General features: G+C 34.8%; 21 protein-coding genes. 10 read left to right on the top strand and 11 right to left on the bottom strand.

Features of this window, described 5'->3' with window-relative positions; all coding sequences use genetic code 11:
* Positions 1 to 6: 6 nt before the first annotated feature.
* The 3 genes from H033_RS0106640 to H033_RS0106630 are packed head-to-tail and all read left to right on the top strand — an operon-like array spanning position 7 to position 4,052.
* On the top strand, positions 7 to 3,300 hold the full coding sequence (locus H033_RS0106640) for an amidohydrolase family protein (RefSeq protein WP_026837594.1): 3,294 nt from the start codon (positions 7 to 9) through the stop codon (positions 3,298 to 3,300).
* Positions 3,301 to 3,318: 18 nt separating this feature from the next.
* The gene (locus H033_RS0106635; RefSeq protein WP_026837593.1) at positions 3,319 to 3,633 is read left to right on the top strand and encodes a DUF202 domain-containing protein; all 315 of its coding nucleotides are present in this window, start codon (positions 3,319 to 3,321) and stop codon (positions 3,631 to 3,633) included.
* A gap of 47 nt (positions 3,634 to 3,680) precedes the next feature.
* Positions 3,681 to 4,052 (top strand): DUF6122 family protein, encoded by a 372-nt coding sequence (locus tag H033_RS0106630; RefSeq protein ID WP_034886311.1) that lies wholly within the window; start codon positions 3,681 to 3,683, stop codon positions 4,050 to 4,052.
* Positions 4,053 to 4,057: 5 nt separating this feature from the next.
* Here H033_RS0106630 and H033_RS0106625 read toward each other — a convergent pair whose 3' ends face one another.
* Positions 4,058 to 4,978, bottom strand: a complete 921-nt coding sequence (locus tag H033_RS0106625; RefSeq protein WP_026837591.1) for a DUF302 domain-containing protein — start codon at positions 4,976 to 4,978, stop codon at positions 4,058 to 4,060.
* 222 nt (positions 4,979 to 5,200) lie between these two features.
* Between H033_RS0106625 and H033_RS0106620 the strand changes: the two genes are divergently transcribed.
* Together H033_RS0106620 and H033_RS0106615 are read left to right on the top strand one after the other, a co-directional pair.
* Positions 5,201 to 5,815 (top strand): deoxynucleoside kinase, encoded by a 615-nt coding sequence (locus H033_RS0106620; RefSeq protein WP_026837590.1) that lies wholly within the window; start codon positions 5,201 to 5,203, stop codon positions 5,813 to 5,815.
* Positions 5,816 to 5,827: 12 nt separating this feature from the next.
* Positions 5,828 to 6,481 carry a sterol desaturase family protein gene (locus tag H033_RS0106615; protein WP_034886310.1) on the top strand — a complete coding sequence of 218 codons (654 nt, stop codon included), beginning with the start codon at positions 5,828 to 5,830 and terminating at the stop codon, positions 6,479 to 6,481.
* 51 nt (positions 6,482 to 6,532) lie between these two features.
* Here H033_RS0106615 and H033_RS0106610 read toward each other — a convergent pair whose 3' ends face one another.
* The gene (locus H033_RS0106610; protein WP_026837588.1) at positions 6,533 to 7,564 is read right to left on the bottom strand and encodes an App1 family protein; all 1,032 of its coding nucleotides are present in this window, start codon (positions 7,562 to 7,564) and stop codon (positions 6,533 to 6,535) included.
* A gap of 294 nt (positions 7,565 to 7,858) precedes the next feature.
* Between H033_RS0106610 and H033_RS0106605 the strand changes: the two genes are divergently transcribed.
* A complete protein-coding gene (locus H033_RS0106605) occupies positions 7,859 to 8,344 on the top strand; it encodes a ferritin-like domain-containing protein (RefSeq protein WP_026837587.1) in 486 nt (161 codons plus the stop codon).
* Positions 8,345 to 8,477: 133 nt separating this feature from the next.
* The gene (locus tag H033_RS0106600; protein ID WP_026837586.1) at positions 8,478 to 9,245 is read left to right on the top strand and encodes an XRE family transcriptional regulator; all 768 of its coding nucleotides are present in this window, start codon (positions 8,478 to 8,480) and stop codon (positions 9,243 to 9,245) included.
* Between the two features lie 56 nt (positions 9,246 to 9,301).
* On the opposite strand, the gene H033_RS22270 is transcribed toward H033_RS0106600, so the two are convergent.
* The 4 genes from H033_RS22270 to H033_RS19745 form a co-directional block, all read right to left on the bottom strand.
* Positions 9,302 to 9,424, bottom strand: a complete 123-nt coding sequence (locus H033_RS22270; RefSeq protein ID WP_262489276.1) for a hypothetical protein — start codon at positions 9,422 to 9,424, stop codon at positions 9,302 to 9,304.
* A gap of 104 nt (positions 9,425 to 9,528) precedes the next feature.
* Positions 9,529 to 9,789: a hypothetical protein gene (locus tag H033_RS0106590; RefSeq protein ID WP_026837585.1), complete on the bottom strand. Its 261-nt coding sequence runs from the start codon at positions 9,787 to 9,789 to the stop codon at positions 9,529 to 9,531.
* Between the two features lie 96 nt (positions 9,790 to 9,885).
* Positions 9,886 to 10,122 (bottom strand): hypothetical protein, encoded by a 237-nt coding sequence (locus H033_RS0106585; protein WP_026837584.1) that lies wholly within the window; start codon positions 10,120 to 10,122, stop codon positions 9,886 to 9,888.
* 90 nt (positions 10,123 to 10,212) lie between these two features.
* Positions 10,213 to 11,415, bottom strand: a complete 1,203-nt coding sequence (locus H033_RS19745; protein WP_081661861.1) for a 3-deoxy-D-manno-octulosonic acid transferase — start codon at positions 11,413 to 11,415, stop codon at positions 10,213 to 10,215.
* A 172-nt stretch (positions 11,416 to 11,587) separates the two neighbouring features.
* Here H033_RS19745 and H033_RS0106575 point away from each other — a divergent pair, with 172 nt between their 5' ends.
* On the top strand, positions 11,588 to 12,721 hold the full coding sequence (locus H033_RS0106575; protein WP_026837583.1) for a DegT/DnrJ/EryC1/StrS family aminotransferase: 1,134 nt from the start codon (positions 11,588 to 11,590) through the stop codon (positions 12,719 to 12,721).
* A 9-nt stretch (positions 12,722 to 12,730) separates the two neighbouring features.
* On the top strand, positions 12,731 to 14,011 hold the full coding sequence (locus tag H033_RS0106570) for a metal-dependent hydrolase family protein (RefSeq protein WP_026837582.1): 1,281 nt from the start codon (positions 12,731 to 12,733) through the stop codon (positions 14,009 to 14,011).
* Positions 14,012 to 14,087: 76 nt separating this feature from the next.
* Here the strand turns inward: H033_RS0106570 and fabD are convergent, their stop codons facing one another.
* The 4 genes from fabD to H033_RS0106550 all read right to left on the bottom strand — a co-directional run bounded on the left by fabD (position 14,088) and on the right by H033_RS0106550 (position 16,699).
* Entirely contained in the window at positions 14,088 to 14,969 is an 882-nt protein-coding gene (gene fabD / locus H033_RS0106565) for an ACP S-malonyltransferase (protein WP_026837581.1), read from the bottom strand.
* 87 nt (positions 14,970 to 15,056) lie between these two features.
* Positions 15,057 to 15,557, bottom strand: a complete 501-nt coding sequence (locus tag H033_RS0106560; protein WP_026837580.1) for a pyridoxamine 5'-phosphate oxidase family protein — start codon at positions 15,555 to 15,557, stop codon at positions 15,057 to 15,059.
* A gap of 169 nt (positions 15,558 to 15,726) precedes the next feature.
* A complete protein-coding gene (locus tag H033_RS0106555) occupies positions 15,727 to 16,209 on the bottom strand; it encodes a dihydrofolate reductase (protein WP_026837579.1) in 483 nt (160 codons plus the stop codon).
* A gap of 4 nt (positions 16,210 to 16,213) precedes the next feature.
* Entirely contained in the window at positions 16,214 to 16,699 is a 486-nt protein-coding gene (locus tag H033_RS0106550) for a 2TM domain-containing protein (RefSeq protein ID WP_316928625.1), read from the bottom strand.
* A 35-nt stretch (positions 16,700 to 16,734) separates the two neighbouring features.
* On the opposite strand from H033_RS0106550, the gene H033_RS0106545 reads away from it, so the two are divergent.
* Positions 16,735 to 17,823, top strand: coding sequence for an aminotransferase class V-fold PLP-dependent enzyme (locus H033_RS0106545; RefSeq protein ID WP_026837577.1), 1,089 nt, complete (start codon positions 16,735 to 16,737; stop codon positions 17,821 to 17,823).
* Here the strand turns inward: H033_RS0106545 and H033_RS0106540 are convergent, their stop codons facing one another.
* A complete protein-coding gene (locus H033_RS0106540) occupies positions 17,824 to 18,105 on the bottom strand; it encodes a DUF427 domain-containing protein (RefSeq protein WP_026837576.1) in 282 nt (93 codons plus the stop codon).
* Between the last annotated feature and the right edge of the window lie 224 nt (positions 18,106 to 18,329).

Genomic DNA, 18,329 nt, shown 5'->3' with positions numbered 1-18,329 from the left:
ATAAATATGATTCAAAAATTATTGCTCACACTAGCTTTAGTATTACTCTCTGCCACCACATTCTCACAGGAAAAAGACAAAAAAGATAAATGGGATGTTTCCAATCCTTATACCAAAGATTGGAAGATCAATGAGGTTCCCTTGAATACAGATGAAGGTACCTGGATGAATTTGGATGTGAGTCCAGATGGCAGCAAGATAGTATTCGATCTTTTAGGAGATATTTTTAGCATGCCAATTTCAGGCGGAAAAGCTGAGCTATTAAGATCGGGAATGCCTTATGAAGTGCAACCAAGATTTAGCCCAGATGGATCTAAGATCTTATTTACCAGTGATGCTGGAGGTGGAGATAATATTTGGATCATGGATGCTGAAGGAAAAAACGCAAAACAACTTACCACCGAAGAATTTCGACTCTTAAATAACGCAGTTTGGACGGCAGATGGAAATTCCATAATCGCCAGAAAACACTTTACCTCCGGACGCTCTTTGGGTGCAGGAGAAATGTGGCAATATCATATTGCAGGAACTGCAGGGCTTCAACTAACCGAAAGAAAGAACGATCAACAGGATGTGAATGAACCTAGCACTTCCCCAGATGGTCGCTATTTGTATTATAGTGAAGATATGTATCCTGGAGGGAATTTTCAGTATAACAAAGATCCGAACAAACAGATCTATGTTATAAAACGTTATGATCTTGAAACAGGAGAAATTCTTACAATTACAGGAGGTTCTGGTGGAGCTGCAAGACCTCAGATTTCCCGAGATGGTACAAAATTGGCTTTTATTAAAAGAGTGCGTACCAAGACTGTATTGTACGTGCATGATCTAAAAACTGGAGAAGAACGACCTGTTTATGACAACCTAACTAAAGACCAGCAAGAGGCTTGGGCTATTTTTGGAGTATATCCTGGATTTAGCTGGATGCCGAACAATAAAGAAGTGGTGATCTGGAATGAAGGAAAAATAAAACGCATTAATGTGGAAACTTCTGAAGTAAAAGAAATCCCTTTCAATGCTGAAACAACTATAAAAATAGCTGAAGCACATCATTCCAGTCCTAAGGTATTTTCTGAGAATTTCACCGCGAAAGCTATTAGAAATGCAGTGACTTCTCCAAGTGGAAAAACATTGGTTTTTCACGGATTAGGATTTCTTTGGAAAAAAGAACTTCCAAATGGAAAACCTCAACGCTTGACTAAGGATACAGATTTCGAATTTGATCCTTCTTTTTCTACAGATGGGAAGACTATTATCTACGTAACTTGGGACGATCAAAAGAAGGGAAGTATTAAAAAAGTAAGCCTTTCGGGAGGAAACCCGGTAGCATTAACTTCAGAAAAAGGAATCTATAGAAACCCATCTTTCTCCAGAAATGGCGATAAAATAGTGTACACCAAGGAGTCTGGAAACACAGATCTAGGCGAAACATTTACCAAGGAGCCAGGAATCTATTTGATGAATGGCGACGGGAAGAATTCAGAAAAAATAAATAAAGAAGGAGATTTTCCTGTTTTCAATAAAGATGATTCCAGAATTATCTTTCAAACTGGCGGATACCTTTTTGGCGATCTTACCAAGAGTTTAAAAAGTATAGACCTGAATGGTGAGGATGAACGTGTACATTTCAATTCGAAATACGCAAACAGATTGATCCCTAGTCCAGATAATAAATGGATCGTATTTTCAAATTTACATAAAGCCTATGTGGCTCCTTTTGTAATGACAGGGAAGCCTATAGATCTTGATGGAAAATCCAAAGCTTTTCCTGTAACCCAGATCACAAAAGATGCAGGAATCAATTTGCATTGGTCTAATAATAGCGACAAAGTTCACTGGACCTTAGGAGACGAATATTTCACAAATGAAATAGACCAGAAATTTACATTTTTAGAAACTTCACCAGACTCTATTTCAGCAATAACAGAGACTGGCTTAAAAATAGGTTTACTAGCAAAGACAGATGTTCCAAAAGGGCAAATTGCCTTTACCAACGTGCGTATAATTACTATGGAAGGTGATAGTGTAATTGAAAATGGAACTATTGTAGTAAACGAAAATAAAATTGTCGCACTTGGAAATGCTAATGATATTGAAGTTCCTAAAAACGCAAAAACTTACGATCTAACAGGAAAGACCATCATGCCTGGAATTGTAGATGCACATGCTCATATTGGAGCCTTTAGATATGGAATTAGCCCAAAGAAACACTGGCCGCTTTATGCAAACCTTGCCTTTGGTGTTACCACTGCCCATGATCCATCTGCATTAAGTGAAACGGTATTTGGAATGGCAGAAATGATCAAGAACGGAGAAATGGTTGGACCGAGATTGTTTTCTACAGGGATCATAATCTATGGTGCCGATGGCGATTTTAAAGCAGACATCAACAGTTTGGAAGATGCAAGATCTGCACTTAGAAGAACTAAAGCCTTTGGTGCAAATTCTATAAAAAGTTATAATCAGCCAAGAAGAGAGCAACGCCAACAAGTGATGCAGGCTGCCAAAGAATTAGATCTAAATGTGGTTCCTGAAGGAGGAAGTACTTTTTTCCATAATATGAGTATGATCATAGATGGCCATACAGGGATTGAACATAATATTCCCGTAGCACCGGTTTATAAAGATGTGCTCACACTTTGGGGAAATAGTAATACAGGCTATACCCCTACTCTTATTGTAAATTATGGTGGAATCAACGGAGAATTTTACTGGTATGAGAAATCGAATGTTTGGGAAAATGAAAAGTTATTGACCTTCACTCCACGTTTCATTGTAGATTCCAGATCTAGACGTAGAGAGATGCTTCCACAAGAAGAATATGACAATGGTCCCATTTTAGTTTCTGAAACTGCAAAAGCATTAAGCGATAAAGGTGTAAAGGTAAATCTTGGAGCACACGGGCAACTACAAGGCCTTGGAGCACACTGGGAACTGTGGTTACTACAAATGGGTGGAATGAGCAATATGGAAGCTTTGAGAACCGCAACAATTAACGGAGCAGAGTACCTTGGAATGGGTAATGAAATAGGATCTTTAAAAGTTGGAAAATTGGCTGATATGATAGTTCTGAGTAAAAACCCTTTGGAAGATATCCAAAATTCAAATACAGTTGAATTTACCATGGTTAACGGACGTTTATTTGATTCTGCCACTATGAATGAAGTTGGGAACAATCCGAAGGAAAGAAGTGATTTTTATTGGGAAAACAATAATTATAATCAAGCATTTCCATGGCATGAGAGCAGTCAAAGCTTTACTGCACCTGGTTGTACTTGCCAATCTACTCACAACTAAAATCTTTTATTTTTACAAATGAGAAGAGTTAAACTATACAATCCATTTAAAACTCAGAGGATCGATGAGAAATTCATTCGGGAACATCTAGCATTGGAGCGGACGAAATTAGCGAATGAGCGAACATTGCTTTCCTACATTCGTTCTTCCTTGTATCTATTTATTGGGGGATTAGCTATTTTACAGATCAAGGAATATGAGCATGTACAATGGTTGGGATATCTTTCTCTATTTATATGTGTTATTTTTATATCTATTGGGATCTACCGATATATTCATTTGAACAGAAAACTTCGGAGACTTTTACAGCCAGATGTTGAAGATAAATCTTAAAAAGAAAAGTTTGAACCCGATCTTTAACTATTACTAGTCTCCAATTGATATTGCAATCTATTGTCCATTATTCACTTCATTTTCTCGCCATAGGTGCTATTGCTTATTGGTATGATAAGGAGCAATGGAAACGAAACTGGCTAATTCTTGTTCTCACTATGTTGGTAGATTTAGACCATGTTTTTACCACACCTCTTTTTGATCCCAATCGGTGTGGAATTGGCTATCATCCGTTACATTCTGAAATTGCAATTTTGGGATATATTCTTGGTGTTTTGCTTATCAAGAATAAACTTTTTAAACTAATATTTATTGGATTCTTATTTCATATGATCACCGATTTTATCGATTGCCTCTGGATGTTTTCAGATTGTAACGATTGTTATTTACGATCTGAAATTTATAAGTGGACTTATTGATGTGATTACAATCCAGCAGCACTATTTGCAAGATTTGTCAAGGCGGTGGAAATTTGATCTAAGATATCTTCATTCCCCTCAATATTATACCTAATGGCGAGAAAGAAAGGATCATTATAGGAGATCTTCACCACAGCATTTTCATCCTCCCAAACCAACATTTTCTGAGGGAGATCTAGTCCTATAGTTTGTTTGTTTTGCATTAAGGGTGAGCCAAGATTAGGGTTTCCAAAAACAATGATTTTTGTTGGCCTTAATTCCAATCCTACACTAGCTGCATTTGCCTGATGGTCTAATTGAACAACAATACTTAAATTTTCATTTGAAGCTATAGCATTTTCCAAAGCATTGTAAGTAGATTCAAAATCTTGAGCACTTTCAACAGTGATAATACCTTCTTCAAATTCTACCGTTAGATCTGTAGCTCGTTTAATTTCCGAAGAAGTAGCAGCTTTCGTTAAGTTCTCCAAAGCAGTAGAAATTTGTGACAAAGTACTAACTCCTTGAAGATCGTGTCTGGATTCTAAATAAGGAACGCTATTATATAGTGCATATACTGTGGTTGCAGAATTTTCGAAGAATAATACCTTTTGTGGCAGATCTAAACCAGCCAACTGATTTTTCTGCATCAATGGAGTTCCCAAAACTGGATTTCCAAAGAATACAATTTTCGTAGGATTAAGAACACGCCCTACAGATCTTGCATTTGCTGCATGATCCACTTCTGCAACTATTGTAATCGCTTCATTAGCCTTAAGAGAATCTATAAAGACGGAATAAGTGTTAGCAAAATTATTTTTGCTTTCGGAATACTTTGTGCCGTTTATATTTATTTCTTCAGAAGAAAGAAGAACATCTCCTGGATCATCATTTTTGCAGGAGTTTAGTATAAGTAGCAAGCTAAAAAAAGATATAGTTTTAATCATGACTAACATAGAATTTCAATTAATATATGACATTAACTATCTTAAAACTTCATCTTTATAATTCTTTAACCAACAATGTTAATTGTGTTTGAAGAAAGAAACAAATATAATGCATGCTTAGAATTATTCTAATCAGCTATTTTTAGGCTAAAACTTGTATCTTTATCGTCTTTGAGTTAATTTCATCGTACTCAAAAAATAATCAGTCATAAAGAGTTAAATATGCATGTAGCCATTGCGGGAAATATAGGGTCTGGTAAAACCACCCTCACAAAATTATTAGCGAAACATTATAAATGGGAACCACAATATGAAGATGTTCTTGAAAATCCTTATCTCGAGGATTTTTATAATAAAATGGAGCGTTGGTCCTTTAACCTTCAAATATATTTTCTTAATACTCGGTTTAGACAAATCCTACAAATAAGAGAAAGTGGTCAAAAGATTATTCAAGATAGAACTATTTATGAAGACGCTCATATTTTTGCACCCAACCTTCATGCAATGGGATTGATGCCAAATAGGGATTTCGAAAATTACCGATCACTTTTCGACCTAATGGAGGGTTTGGTAGAAGGTCCTAATCTTCTTATATATCTAAGAAGCAGCATCCCAAATTTGGTTGCGCAAATACATAAACGAGGTAGAGAATATGAAAATACTATCTCTATTGATTATCTTAGTAGACTGAACGAACGTTATGAAGCTTGGATCCATACATATGATAAAGGGAACTTGCTCATTATAGATGTAGATAATATAAATTTTGTGGACAACCCGGAGGATTTGGGAGATATAATTAGCAAAATTGATGCTCAATTGCACGGATTATTTTAAATTTTGATGAAAATGGAGGCTATCAGGCATAAAAGACCAAAACAAAAGGGCTCTATTAAACTTTTTAAAAATCCGATTTTAGAAAAGCTTACGCACACCCATATTGCTGCGCCTTTAATCATTTTTACTGTGATCTCTATCATTCTAATATATTTTGGGATCGTAGAAAAAGGTTTTGAAGTACCAAGTATAATCTTACTTTTCTTATGCGGATTGTTCTTTTTTACGTTTATAGAATACTTAATGCATAGGTATCTCTATCATCTACCGGTCACCAATCCTAAAAGAGAAAAATTTGTATACACTATGCATGGTGTACATCACGATTTCCCGAAAGATAAAGACAGATTGGCTATGCCGCCCATTTTAAGTTTGATCTTGGTAACTATTTTCTTTATTATCTATAAAAGTGTTATGGGATATTATGCATTTGGATTCCTTGCAAGTTTTCTAATTGGATATACCGCATATTTAGGAGTACACTATTCTGTGCATGCATTTAAGGTTCCCAAGAATTTTTTGAAAATCTTGTGGCATCACCATATTATTCACCATTACAGAGAGCCAGATAAGGCTTTTGGGGTTTCCTCTCCTTTATGGGATGTTATTTTTAGAACAATGCCTAGGAAGTCTCCTTTGGAACAGCAAGCAAGTGCTTCACACTAAGTGGATATCATAAAAAATCCAATCTCGAAATTCGCGGGATTTTTAATTTTACTAAATAAATCCGTTTTGGCGGGCATGTTCTTCAGCATCATTAGAATTATCTACCATCAATATTGGGGTGGTATCAAATTCGGTTACAATACTCCTTACCCGGTCCATCTGTCGCTTGTGATTCACACTTCTTAAATAGATAGTCAAGATCCTATCTGGATATTGCGCTGCGATATCTGTATATATAGATGCATCATGTTCTCCACTATCACCAATTAATATGAATTTTAATTCTGGGTAGGTCTTTAAAATATTGATGATCTCCTTCTGCTTATGAGGTTTTTCTGGTTTAATAGATCTATCGAAAGGAGTGCGAAAGTTTCGAAGTAAAATTGGCCCCTTTGGAAATTTATTAAAGTCCATGAAAAGCTTTAAATACTGGTACAAATTCCACGGACTATTACTAATGTAGAAAACCGGATTCTTATTTTCACCATTTTTCCCTAAATGAAGTTTCTGATAAAAATCTGCTGCCCCTTTAAATGGAATCCTTTTATAAGCATTGGTAAGCAATGAATTTTTAAGGAGCCTCCATTTTAAAAAAGAAGTAACTCCTGTATGAATTATAGTATCATCTATATCGCTAATTATACCATACTCCGCCTTATCATTTGGAACTAATACTTCTCCTTGGAAATGTTTTCTTTCTTCTGAAGGGATAGAATCTTCACTTTTCTTAAACAACAAATTTACAGTAACCCAACCTTCATCATTTGCCTTTGAGGAAAGGTCCTCTGTAAAGGTTTCTTCGAATAGAAAATAACCTTCTCTATCTGCTTCAGTTTTTAGATCTAAAAATTGGGGAATATTCAGTTCTACTTTTGCGTATGAAATTTCAAAACTATCAAACTGTTTGTAGGTGGTTTTAAGAGTATTAAAAAAGGACTGATCCTTTACGATTTTAAGAGGAACATCATCTAAAACTCTACCCAGAATATAGAGATGATTCTTTGTTCCATAACTTCTATATGGGGTAATTAATACATTTTCAATTCTATTACTACTAAATAATCTTTTTAGTCTTCTTAGCATTCTTTCAAATAAGTTCTAAATTCAATAGAAAGGTAATTTACCATTATAGAAATAGTTGTAATGAGATTACCGCTAATTTTAGATAAACTTTAAGAGCCCTTCCTGTAAATTCTATCCTTTTATAAAAAAAAGGTATTCCAAAACGTCTAAGCATCATATTAGGTTATAATTAGCAGACACTAATTAGGACTTAACAATTTATTTACAAACATTAGATTTTAATTATCATGTATTTAACTAAAAATGAGTCACTTACTTTTTACATTAGTTTCATAACCATTAAAATATATTATTATGAAAAATTTAGAAGAATTATTTGAACATCAGTTAAAAGATCTTTACAGCGCAGAAGACCAATTAATAGATGCCTTACCAAAAATGATGAAAGCTGCTCATGATGCTCAGTTAAAAAAAGCATTTGAAGGTCATTTAGAAGAAACAAAAACTCATAAGCAACGTATTGAAGAGATTTGCAAGGAACTTTCTATTAAACCTACCGGTGAAAAATGCAAAGCTATGGAAGGTTTGGTTAAGGAAGCTCAATCTATGATTGACCAAAAAGCAGATCCCGAAGTGAAAGACGCCGGATTAATAGCAGAGGCACAACGAGTAGAACATTATGAGATATCTGGATATGGAACTGCAGTTCGGTTCGCAAAAGAACTTGGGCATGACAGTATCGCAAAAAAACTTCAGAAAACTTTAGATGAAGAGTATAAAGCTGACCAGAAATTAGATGATCTGGCTGAAAAAAGATTGAATAAGAAAGCGAAAGCTTAGATCAATAAAATTCTGGTAATTTAAAAGCTCTCTAAGATGGTATATCACAGAGAGCTTTTTTTATGTGAATTTTACATGTAGGAAAAATTCCATTATAAAAATGGATTTATTCCAAAAAATGTTATATTTGATTATGGGTACAGATGTAACATTTGAAATAAAGCGATTTAAGGAAATTCGCGACGATCACAATTTTACGCAAAGTGAATTTGCAGAATTGCTGGGTATAAAAAATTCTACAGCCGATATTGAACGCGGTCGCACCAAACTTTCAGGTAAAATAGTTGCCGAATTGTTAGGTCAATTTGGAGTGAATCCACTTTGGTTATTTGGGGAGAGTGCTCAAAAATATCTACAAATAAATAAAGGAGATGTTAGTCCAAAAGTTATAACGGTAAATAGCGGGGAGGAAGAAAATATAATTTTAGTAAACCAAAAGGCTGCAGCAGGCTATCCCCATAACGTTCAAGATGTAGAGTGGTACCAACAATTACCAGCTTTTGATATTCCTTTACCCGAATTTAGAAATGCCTCTTATCGCGGTTTTCAGGTAGAAGGAGATAGTATGATGCCTAACTTACGCCCAGGAGAATGGGTTTTAGGAAAAGGAATTCCAAGTATTACAGAAATTAGCAACAACAAGATCTATGTGGTTGTATTATATGATTCGGTTCTTGTAAAAAAGATAAAAAAACTGGACGACCCTTTTAAAGTAGTACTTATCTCTATTAATGAAGAATATGCTCCTGTAGAAGTTAAAATAAATGATATCCAGGAATTGTGGCAAGTAAATAGCAAGCTTACATTTAGTATAGATGCCACCTCAGAAAGTGGCTTGCTTAGACAACTACAAGAATCTATGGAAGAATTAAAAAGTGAATTTAAAACTTTTAAGCATTAAAAAAAATCCATCTTGGTTAGAGATGGATTTTTAAATATTTTAGTTGATTTATAATGCTAATCTACAGCATCTTCAACATCATCAGCTACCTTCTCAATACCAGATTTTTCTTCTCGGCAAGAGGTTAACACAATACTAGAAGTAAAGGTTAGCGCTAATAAAAAAACAATTTTTTTCATAATTTAAAGTTTAGTGGTTGTTTTAAAACACCAAATCATTTCTAATTACAGTGTTCCTAATTATTTAAAATGCTTGCTTATTGCTGCTATATTAGCACAATAAATTACATATCGTCTGTTCCTTCAACCTCAGCTTCAACTTCGTTAGCTGCATTTTCTACCGCATCACCAGTTTCATTAGCTGCATTTTCAATAGCATCTCCGGTATCATCCACTGCATCTTCTAAGTCGTCACCTACATCATCCATGTCATCCATATCATCACTCATTTCCATATTGTCACTTTCTTTTTTTGTGTCTCTACATGAAGTGAAAAATGCGGTAAGTGTAAAAGCCGTTGCTAATACTAAAATTGATTTTCTCATAAGTTTAATTTTATAGTTATTGGTTTGTCTAGTAAATATCTCTATAAATATTAATAAAAAAGTATAAGATCCTAATTTCAAATAAAATTGATTTAATTAATTGTCGTCACCTATTTCATCAATTCTTTTATCTACCTCTTTGTTAACTTCCTTATCAACCTCTTGTGCCGTTCTCTCCAGAATCCCTTTACGCTCCTCTACAGGTTCAGCTTTTTCGGTTTCAACTCTAACTTCTTTTACAATAACCGTTTCCTTTTCTGCAGTATCCCTACAAGAAATAAGCGTTGTTGCACCTGTTAAAATCAAAGCTGTCAAATAAATAACTCGTTTCATATAGTTTTAGTTTGTATTATAATTTAATCTTCGAAATTACTGTTTAATTAAATGAAGCGCTTATATTTTTAGAATATTTTAGTAAAAAGTTCATGCAAATAGAAAAATGAAGTTAATTTCTATGAATTTTAACAAAAAAAAATTCAGATAATCACAAATCATTTCCGTAGCTCCAATGTTTTCTCGAATATATTTTCTTGAAATACTACCCGTTTGCAGTCGAAATTCAGTGTCGTTTATCAACTTATTAAGGATTAAGATGAGTTCATGTTTAGAATTCACAGCATATAAACCTTTGAGAGCCTTCAATTGAATAGCCTCTGGAAACTTATTAAAATTAGTCCCTGTAATAATCGGAATCCCAAATGTTGCGGGTTCTAAAATATTATGAAGCCCAGTGGTGCCAAATGCCCCACCCACGTAAGCAATATCTGCATAACTATAGATCTTTGTTAATAGACCTATTGTATCTATAAATAATACTTTAGCATCTGACAAATGTTTTCCCTCTTTTTCTGAAAAGAGAACAGATGGAACTGAAATACTTTTCTGAAAAGCCCTGATCCGATCTCGGTCTATAGTATGCGGTGCAATAATAATTTTGACATCCAAGTTGTTTTGCATTATGAATTCCTTCAGAAGCGATTCGTCTTCTGGCCAAGTACTTCCGGCAATAATACATAATTTATTATCTAAAAATTCTTCAATAAAATCTAATGTGTTATTTAGCTGAAGTTGATTTGCAACCCTATCAAATCTTGTATCGCCACTAACACTAACATTATTAAATCCTATAGAATTAAGCAATGACTTAGATTTTTCATTCTGAACAAAAAAATGACTGAAGGCTTCCAAAGGTTTTTTAAACCAGCTATTGTTCATTTTAAAAAAAAGTTGATCTTCTCTGAATCCGCCAGACACCAATACTGTTTGAATATCTCTTCTGTTAAGTTCATTTAAAATATTTGGCCAGAATTCATATTTCACAAAAATCGCAAGTTCAGGATGTAGAAGATCTAAAAATGAGTTTGCATTCTCAACTGTATCTAAGGGGAGATAAACAACAACATCTGCAAGGGGTGAGTTTTTCTTGATCTCATAACCCGATGGAGAATAGAAACTTACTACAATTTTATAAGTAGGAAATAGCTCTTTAACCTTTTCCATTACAGGCACTCCTTGCTCATATTCTCCCAGAGAAGCCATATGAAACCAAATAACCCGATCGTCTTTATTAATTTGAGATATTAAAATTGGAAAAGTATTCTTTCTTCCCTCAACAAATAATTTCATTTTAGGATTGAAAAATTTTGAAATTGGCAGCAGTTTTTCAGCCAACCAGATCAATATGTTATAAAGTGTTTGCAAGCTTTTTAATTTGAATGCTAAAATACCTCTTTCCTAAAAATTGCATTGGTGGAAGGGGCTATATTTTGTATTTTCGTGGCACTTCAAGAAAAATTAGATGAAAAAGATACAAATGGTTGACCTTCAAGGTCAATATGACTCCATAAAAGACCAAATTAACAACTCTCTTCAGGAAATAATGAATACTTCGGCATTCATAAATGGTCCTGAAGTCCAAAATTTTCAAAAGGAGCTGGAAGAATATTTAGGTGTTAAGCATGTTATTCCTTGTGCAAATGGAACAGATGCGCTTCAAATAGCCATGATGGGACTTGGATTAAAACCCGGAGATGAAGTGATCACTGCCGATTTTACTTTCGCAGCCACTGTAGAGGTTATTGCATTATTGCAATTAACACCAGTGCTAGTAGATGTAGATCCGGAAACTTTTAATATTGATCCAGAAGCAATTAAAAAAGCAATTACTCCAAAAACAAAAGCAATTGTTCCTGTTCATCTTTTTGGCCAAACCGCAGATATGAATGCAATTATGGAGATAGCCAAAGCTCATGATCTTTTTGTGATCGAGGATAACGCCCAAGCTATTGGTGCAGATTTTCACTCTAAAGAAGCCAAGACATACAAAACAGGGACTATTGGACATGTTGGATCTACTTCATTTTTCCCCTCAAAAAACTTAGGTTGTTATGGAGATGGCGGAGCTATTTTCACCAATGATGATGATTTAGCCCATACTTTGCGAGGAGTGGTGAATCATGGAATGTATGAACGTTACCACCATGACGTAGTAGGAGTGAATTCTAGATTGGATAGTTTTCAGGCAGCAGTACTTCGTGCAAAATTACCAAAACTAGATATTTATAATGAAGCAAGAAAAGCAGCTGCTTTTAGATATAATGATGCGTTTAAAGATCAAAAGCATATTAAAACCCCATTGAGATCTGGAGATTGTGATACGCATGTATTTCATCAATACACCTTAAAGATCACAAACGGGAAAAGAGATGCTTTGGTAAAACACCTAAATGAAAATAATATTCCTTGTGGAGTGTATTACCCAATTCCTTTACACAACCAAAAAGCATATAAAGACGCTAGATATAACGAAGCAGATTTTCCGGTAACCAATCAATTAGTAAAAGAAGTGATCTCTTTACCTATGCATACGGAGTTAGATACTGACCAAATTGATCATATCACAAAAACGATTATTGAATTTGTAAATAATTAAGACGAGTCTATGAAAAAATTAATATCGATACTATGCGGAGTTGTATTCGCTTCAACTGTAAATGCTCAGGATATTTATATCCAAAGCGGAAAAATAGTAGACACAAAAAATGGGAAGATTCTCACTGAGAAAACTATTATTGTTTCTGGAGAAAGGATTAAAAGTGTGGAAGATGGATATATTCAGCCAAAAAATGAAGGCGATACTTTAATAGATCTTCGTGAAATGACTGTTCTGCCTGGATTAACAGATATGCATGTGCATATGGAAGAAGAATCTAATCTCGGAGCTTATTTGGAGCCATTTACTTTAAATGATGCAGATGTATCTTTTAATTCTGTGAACTTCGCGAAAGTAACCCTCATGGCAGGCTTTACAACTGTAAGAGATCTTGGTGGAAGCGGTGTAAATATTGCTTTAAGAAATGCCATAAATAAAAAGAAAGTAGTTGGCCCCAGAATTTTTACTGCAGGTAAATCCCTAGCAACAACAGGAGGCCATGCAGATCCAACTAATGGATTTAACCGAGAATTAATGGGAGATCCGGGACCAAAAGAAGGAGTGGTAAATGGACCAGAAGATGCTAAGAAAGCAGTGAGACAGCGCTATAAAAATGGTGCAGATCTTATTAAGATTACAGCAACTGGAGGAGTTCTAAGTGTAGCAAAATCAAGCTCCAATCCCCAGTTTTCTATTGAAGAAATAAAAGCAATTACAGAAACCGCAAAAGATTACGGATTTCATGTAGCTGCACATGCTCATGGAGACGAGGGAATGCAACGCGCAGTTAAAGGTGGCGTAAAAACAATAGAACATGGCACTCTAATGAGTGAACAAACCATGGATCTCATGAAAGAATATGATGCCTATCTAGTTCCTACAATTACCGCAGGAAAAGAAGTTTCAGAAAAGGCGAAGATTGAAGGATATTATCCAGAGATCATCGTTCCAAAAGCTTTGGAAATAGGACCTAAAATTCAGAATACTTTCAGCAAAGCATATAAGAGAGGTGTTAAAATTGCTTTTGGTACCGATGCCGGAGTTTATCCACATGGTGAGAACGGTAAAGAATTCGGGTTCATGGTAGAAGCTGGGATGCCAGCAATGATAGCAATTCAAAGCGCAACTATCACTCCTGCGCTTATTTTAAATATGGCCAATGAATCTGGACAAATAGCAACTGGTTTTTTTGCTGATATTATTGCTGTAAAAGAAGATCCAACCCAAAATATTAAAACATTAGAAGATGTAAGGTTTGTGATGAAAGAAGGAAAGGTTTATAAAAATTAAGCAACTCTTTTTTATATAAATAAAAAGCCTTGATCTAAGATCAAGGCTTTTTATTTATATAATTATTCAGAATCGATTATACTTCTGCAGAACTAGTTCTAACAGTTCTATCTATTTTCTTCACCAATCCTTGTAATACTTTACCAGGACCAACTTCAATAAATTCTGTTGCGCCGTCGGCTATCATATTTTTAACAGAATGTGTCCATTTTACTGGTGCTGTTAATTGGAACACTAAATTCTTCTTGACCTCTTCTGGATCTATTACCGCGAACGTACTTACATTCTGATAAATTGGACAGCTGGGAGTGCTAAAAATTGTTGCCTCAATCGCCTCTGCCAATTCTTTCCTAGCTGGCTCCATTAGAGGAGAGTGAAAAGCTCCTCCCACAGGAAGTATTAGTGCTCGTTTAGCGCCTCTTTCTTTCAATACCTCACATGCTTTCTCTACTGCAGCTAAATCTCCTGAAATCACCAATTGTCCTGGGCAGTTGAAATTTGCAGCGACTACTGTTCCTTCAATTTCAGCACATATAGCTTCTACTAATTCATCTTCCATTCCTAATACGGCTGCCATAGTAGATGGCTCTAATTCACAAGCCACTTGCATCGCTAAAGCGCGTTTATATACTAATTTTAAAGCAGCTTCAAACTCCAATGTATTATTTGCCACTAAAGCAGATATTTCACCAAGCGAGTGTCCTGCAACCATATCTGGCTTAAATGAATCTCCCATCAACTTACTCATGATCACCGAATGCAAAAATATTGCGGGCTGTGTAACTTTGGTTTGCTTAAGATCTTCAGCAGACCCCTGAAACATGATATCTGTAATTCGAAACCCTAAAATATCATTTGCTTTTTCAAATAATTCTTGTGCTTCTGGATACTTATCATAAAGATCTAAACCCATTCCTGTAAATTGCGCTCCTTGTCCAGGAAATATATATGCTTTCATATTTTCATTTTAATAGCGCTAAAATAGAGATAAAAAAAAAGACCTCATAACTTATATGTTAGAGGTCTTTTTTATAAATATATGTGTTTATAGGTTCAATTTTCCTTTTTCTCCTACATCTGCTTTATCTCCGGTAATGGTAGCCATTCCCTTTTTAAACAAGGCTATATATTTATTTTGTTTTGTATCCCAATAATACGCTTGACTTGGCGCAAATTTTATGGCAGTGATGTTCGGATCGTTTTTATCTTCGAACCATGCATCATCACTTTTACTGTAAAGATCATGGATAATACCTTTATCTGAATGAATGGTTGCCGAACCATAAATACTGATAAATTCCATATCGGAATTATCGCTATACAAAAGTTGTGTTTTTGAATCTTTCGAAATATTGGAGTTATGCTCGCTTTTCTTCCCGCTTAGGAACCAAATGTTGCCAGCTTCATCAACTTTTTTGGTAGACATAGGAATTGCGCTAATTGGCTTAGAATTCAAATCGGTTAGCATCATGCAAAAATCGATATCTTCCACCAATTCTCTCATTTTCTTTAATGCTTCCGTATTATTTAAGTTTTCTGTGCTCATCTTTTTTTATTTGCAAGATACCAAGCAAACGAAATCTAATGAATTAAGAAACAGCCAATTCTTAGGCTAATTTTGTTAAAAATTGTGAAAATATTCAAATAATCATAATTGTTTCTGAAAAGACAAAAGCTTTTATCTAGTAAGTGAAGCGAGAGAAATTTATAAATAATTATCGACGGACGTAAGTCAGGTAGGTAAAAGCATATTTGTGTCTTTCGTCTTTTTCGTGAAACTCTTCCTTTTCAAGAACCCAGATCTTTTCATCGATCTCTGGGAAATAAGTATCTGCTTTAAAAGTTCCGTGAACCCGGGTAAGTTCCATCTTGTCGGCTACATCCATCGCCAACTTATATATTTCGCCACCTCCAATAACGAAGGGCTGAGGATCTCCCTTGCTAAATTCTATAGCACGTTCCAAGGAATGTACCGTTACAATCCCCTCTTTTTTGAAATTTTCTTTTCTCGTGATTACCACATGTGTTCTATCTGGTAATGGCTGCGGAAAAGTATCAAAAGTCTTTCGACCCATTATTATATGGTGCCCTGTAGTGAGTTTTTTAAATCGCTTAAAATCATCTGGCAGATGCCATACCAAACCACTATCCTTTCCAAGTTCATTATTCTCTCCTGCAGCTGCAATAATTGTTAGCATAGTATTAATAGTTTTTGTCTGTTGTCTTTGGTTCAATAATTCTAGGTTCAGTACTATCTGTAATTATAGGGTTTTCCAGCTCCTTAGATAATGGATAATCACGATCTACTTTATGCTGAAGCTCAGCAATCCGCTCTTTTTGTCTTGCAACTAATTTTTCTAATTGCTTTTGCTCCCATTCTTTACCCATAAAACTGCTAGTTACCCAAACATTTATAACATGAATAAAAAAGAAAAAAGACCAGGCTAAAATTGCCCAAACAAACCAATTATAGCCTAACGGCATAAAATCTTCCTGATAGCCAATCACCACATTTAGAACTATTAACAACACAGCACCTACCAAAAAAATCACGAAATGCTGAAACAATCTTTTTTTCTGAAGTGCTCTAGCTCGAGCATTTTCATATAACTGGCGTTGATCTGTATCTAGTTTAGAAGTGTTTTTCTTTTTAGAAAACATAATAAGAGGTACTTTAGTGTTTACCAAATTTACAGAATTTTTGGTTTATTGTTAAAATGCTTATGAAGAATTTAAGAAAAGCCTTTCCTGTCCTACGCCAATATGTATATTTAAATAATGCTTCCTGCGGATTATTATCTGAAAAGGTATTCGAATATCGCCAGGATCATGATCTGGATCTGCTTATTTCGGGCAGTGTTTTTAGAGATAAACAAGGAGAGATCTTAGAGAAGGTTCGTGAGACGGTGGGAGATTTTTTTAATTGCGCACCCAACAGAGTTGGCTTAATTCATAATTTTTCAAGCGGATTCAATACGCTTTTAGAGGGTACAGACAAATCAAGTAAGATTCTTTTATTAAAAGAAGACTATCCTTCTATAAATTGGGCGGTGTACTCCAGAGAGTTTGATGTTTGCTATGCGAAAATCGATGAGGATTTAGAAAAAAACATAGAGAATGCACTTACAGAAAATAGACCAGACCTGTTTTGCTTTAGCATTGTTCAGTATGAAAATGGAATAAAATTACAAACCGCTTTTTTGAAGGAAATGAAAGAAAAATTTCCTGACACACTTTTCGTGGCAGATGGAACTCAGTTTATTGGAACTGAAAGATTCGATTTTGATGCATCTAAAATAGATGTTGTAATTGCAAGTGGTTATAAATGGATGAATGCAGGTTATGGGAATGCAATTATGTTGTTTCAAGAAGATGTACCTAAGAAAATAAACCCTAAAAGCTTCGGATTTAATTCTTTACAAGGAAAATATAAAGCTCATGAAGGGAATTTTCTTGGGAAATTTGAACCAGGACATCAAGATACCTTAAATTTTGGTAGTGCAATGGCTGCTATAAAATTCATAAACTCCGTTGGAATAGATCTAATTGAAGAACGGATTAAATTCTTATCTAAAAAGGCTAAAGAAGAATTTGAAAAACTCGGTTTACTAGAGGAAGCCGTAGTAAAAAGAACCCAGCATTCTTCTATTTTTAATATTGGAGGGGATGCTAAACTCCTTCAGTTCTTAAACAATAAAAATATTATAGCTTCCCTAAAGAACCCGGGGGTTCGAGTAAGTTTCCATTATTTTAATACCGAAGAAGAAATTGACCTTTTGGTAACTGCGCTAAAGGAATATCATCAAAAGTAGTTATTCTGTCACCTTGATCTCTTTCCAGAAAGCCACATAATTTTCAATTGGTTTTGCAGCATGGCTGGCTTGGGGATAATACCAAGCTGAGTCTTTATTGGTTTTTCCATCCACTTCCACATTATAGTAAGACGCTTCTCCTTTCCAAGGGCACCTAGAAGTAGTGTTGCTGGGTTTGAAATATTCAGACTTTATAGATTCTTGTGGAAAATAGTGATTGTTTTCCACCACTTTTGTATCGTTACTTTCTGCGATTATAGTATCATTCCAAATAGCTTTCATATTAAATAATTTTAATTCTTATTATTATGTCCGTTTTACGTCCAGAAACACAACAGTCCATCTCGTCTCCCTGTCCTAGGCCACCAAGAGTTTTCAGGTCTTTTCCAGATTTCACTGGGATGATGAAACAATTCCGATAGTTATCAGAACAGTATGACGTAAAACCTAAATATAGTTAGTTGAATGTAATTCCTAGCAAAAAAACTGACAATCAGTTCTTATTT

This window comes from Gillisia sp. JM1 (assembly GCF_000424645.1).
Lineage (GTDB): Bacteria > Bacteroidota > Bacteroidia > Flavobacteriales > Flavobacteriaceae > Gillisia.
This window is presented reverse-complemented; position numbering and strand designations above follow the sequence as displayed.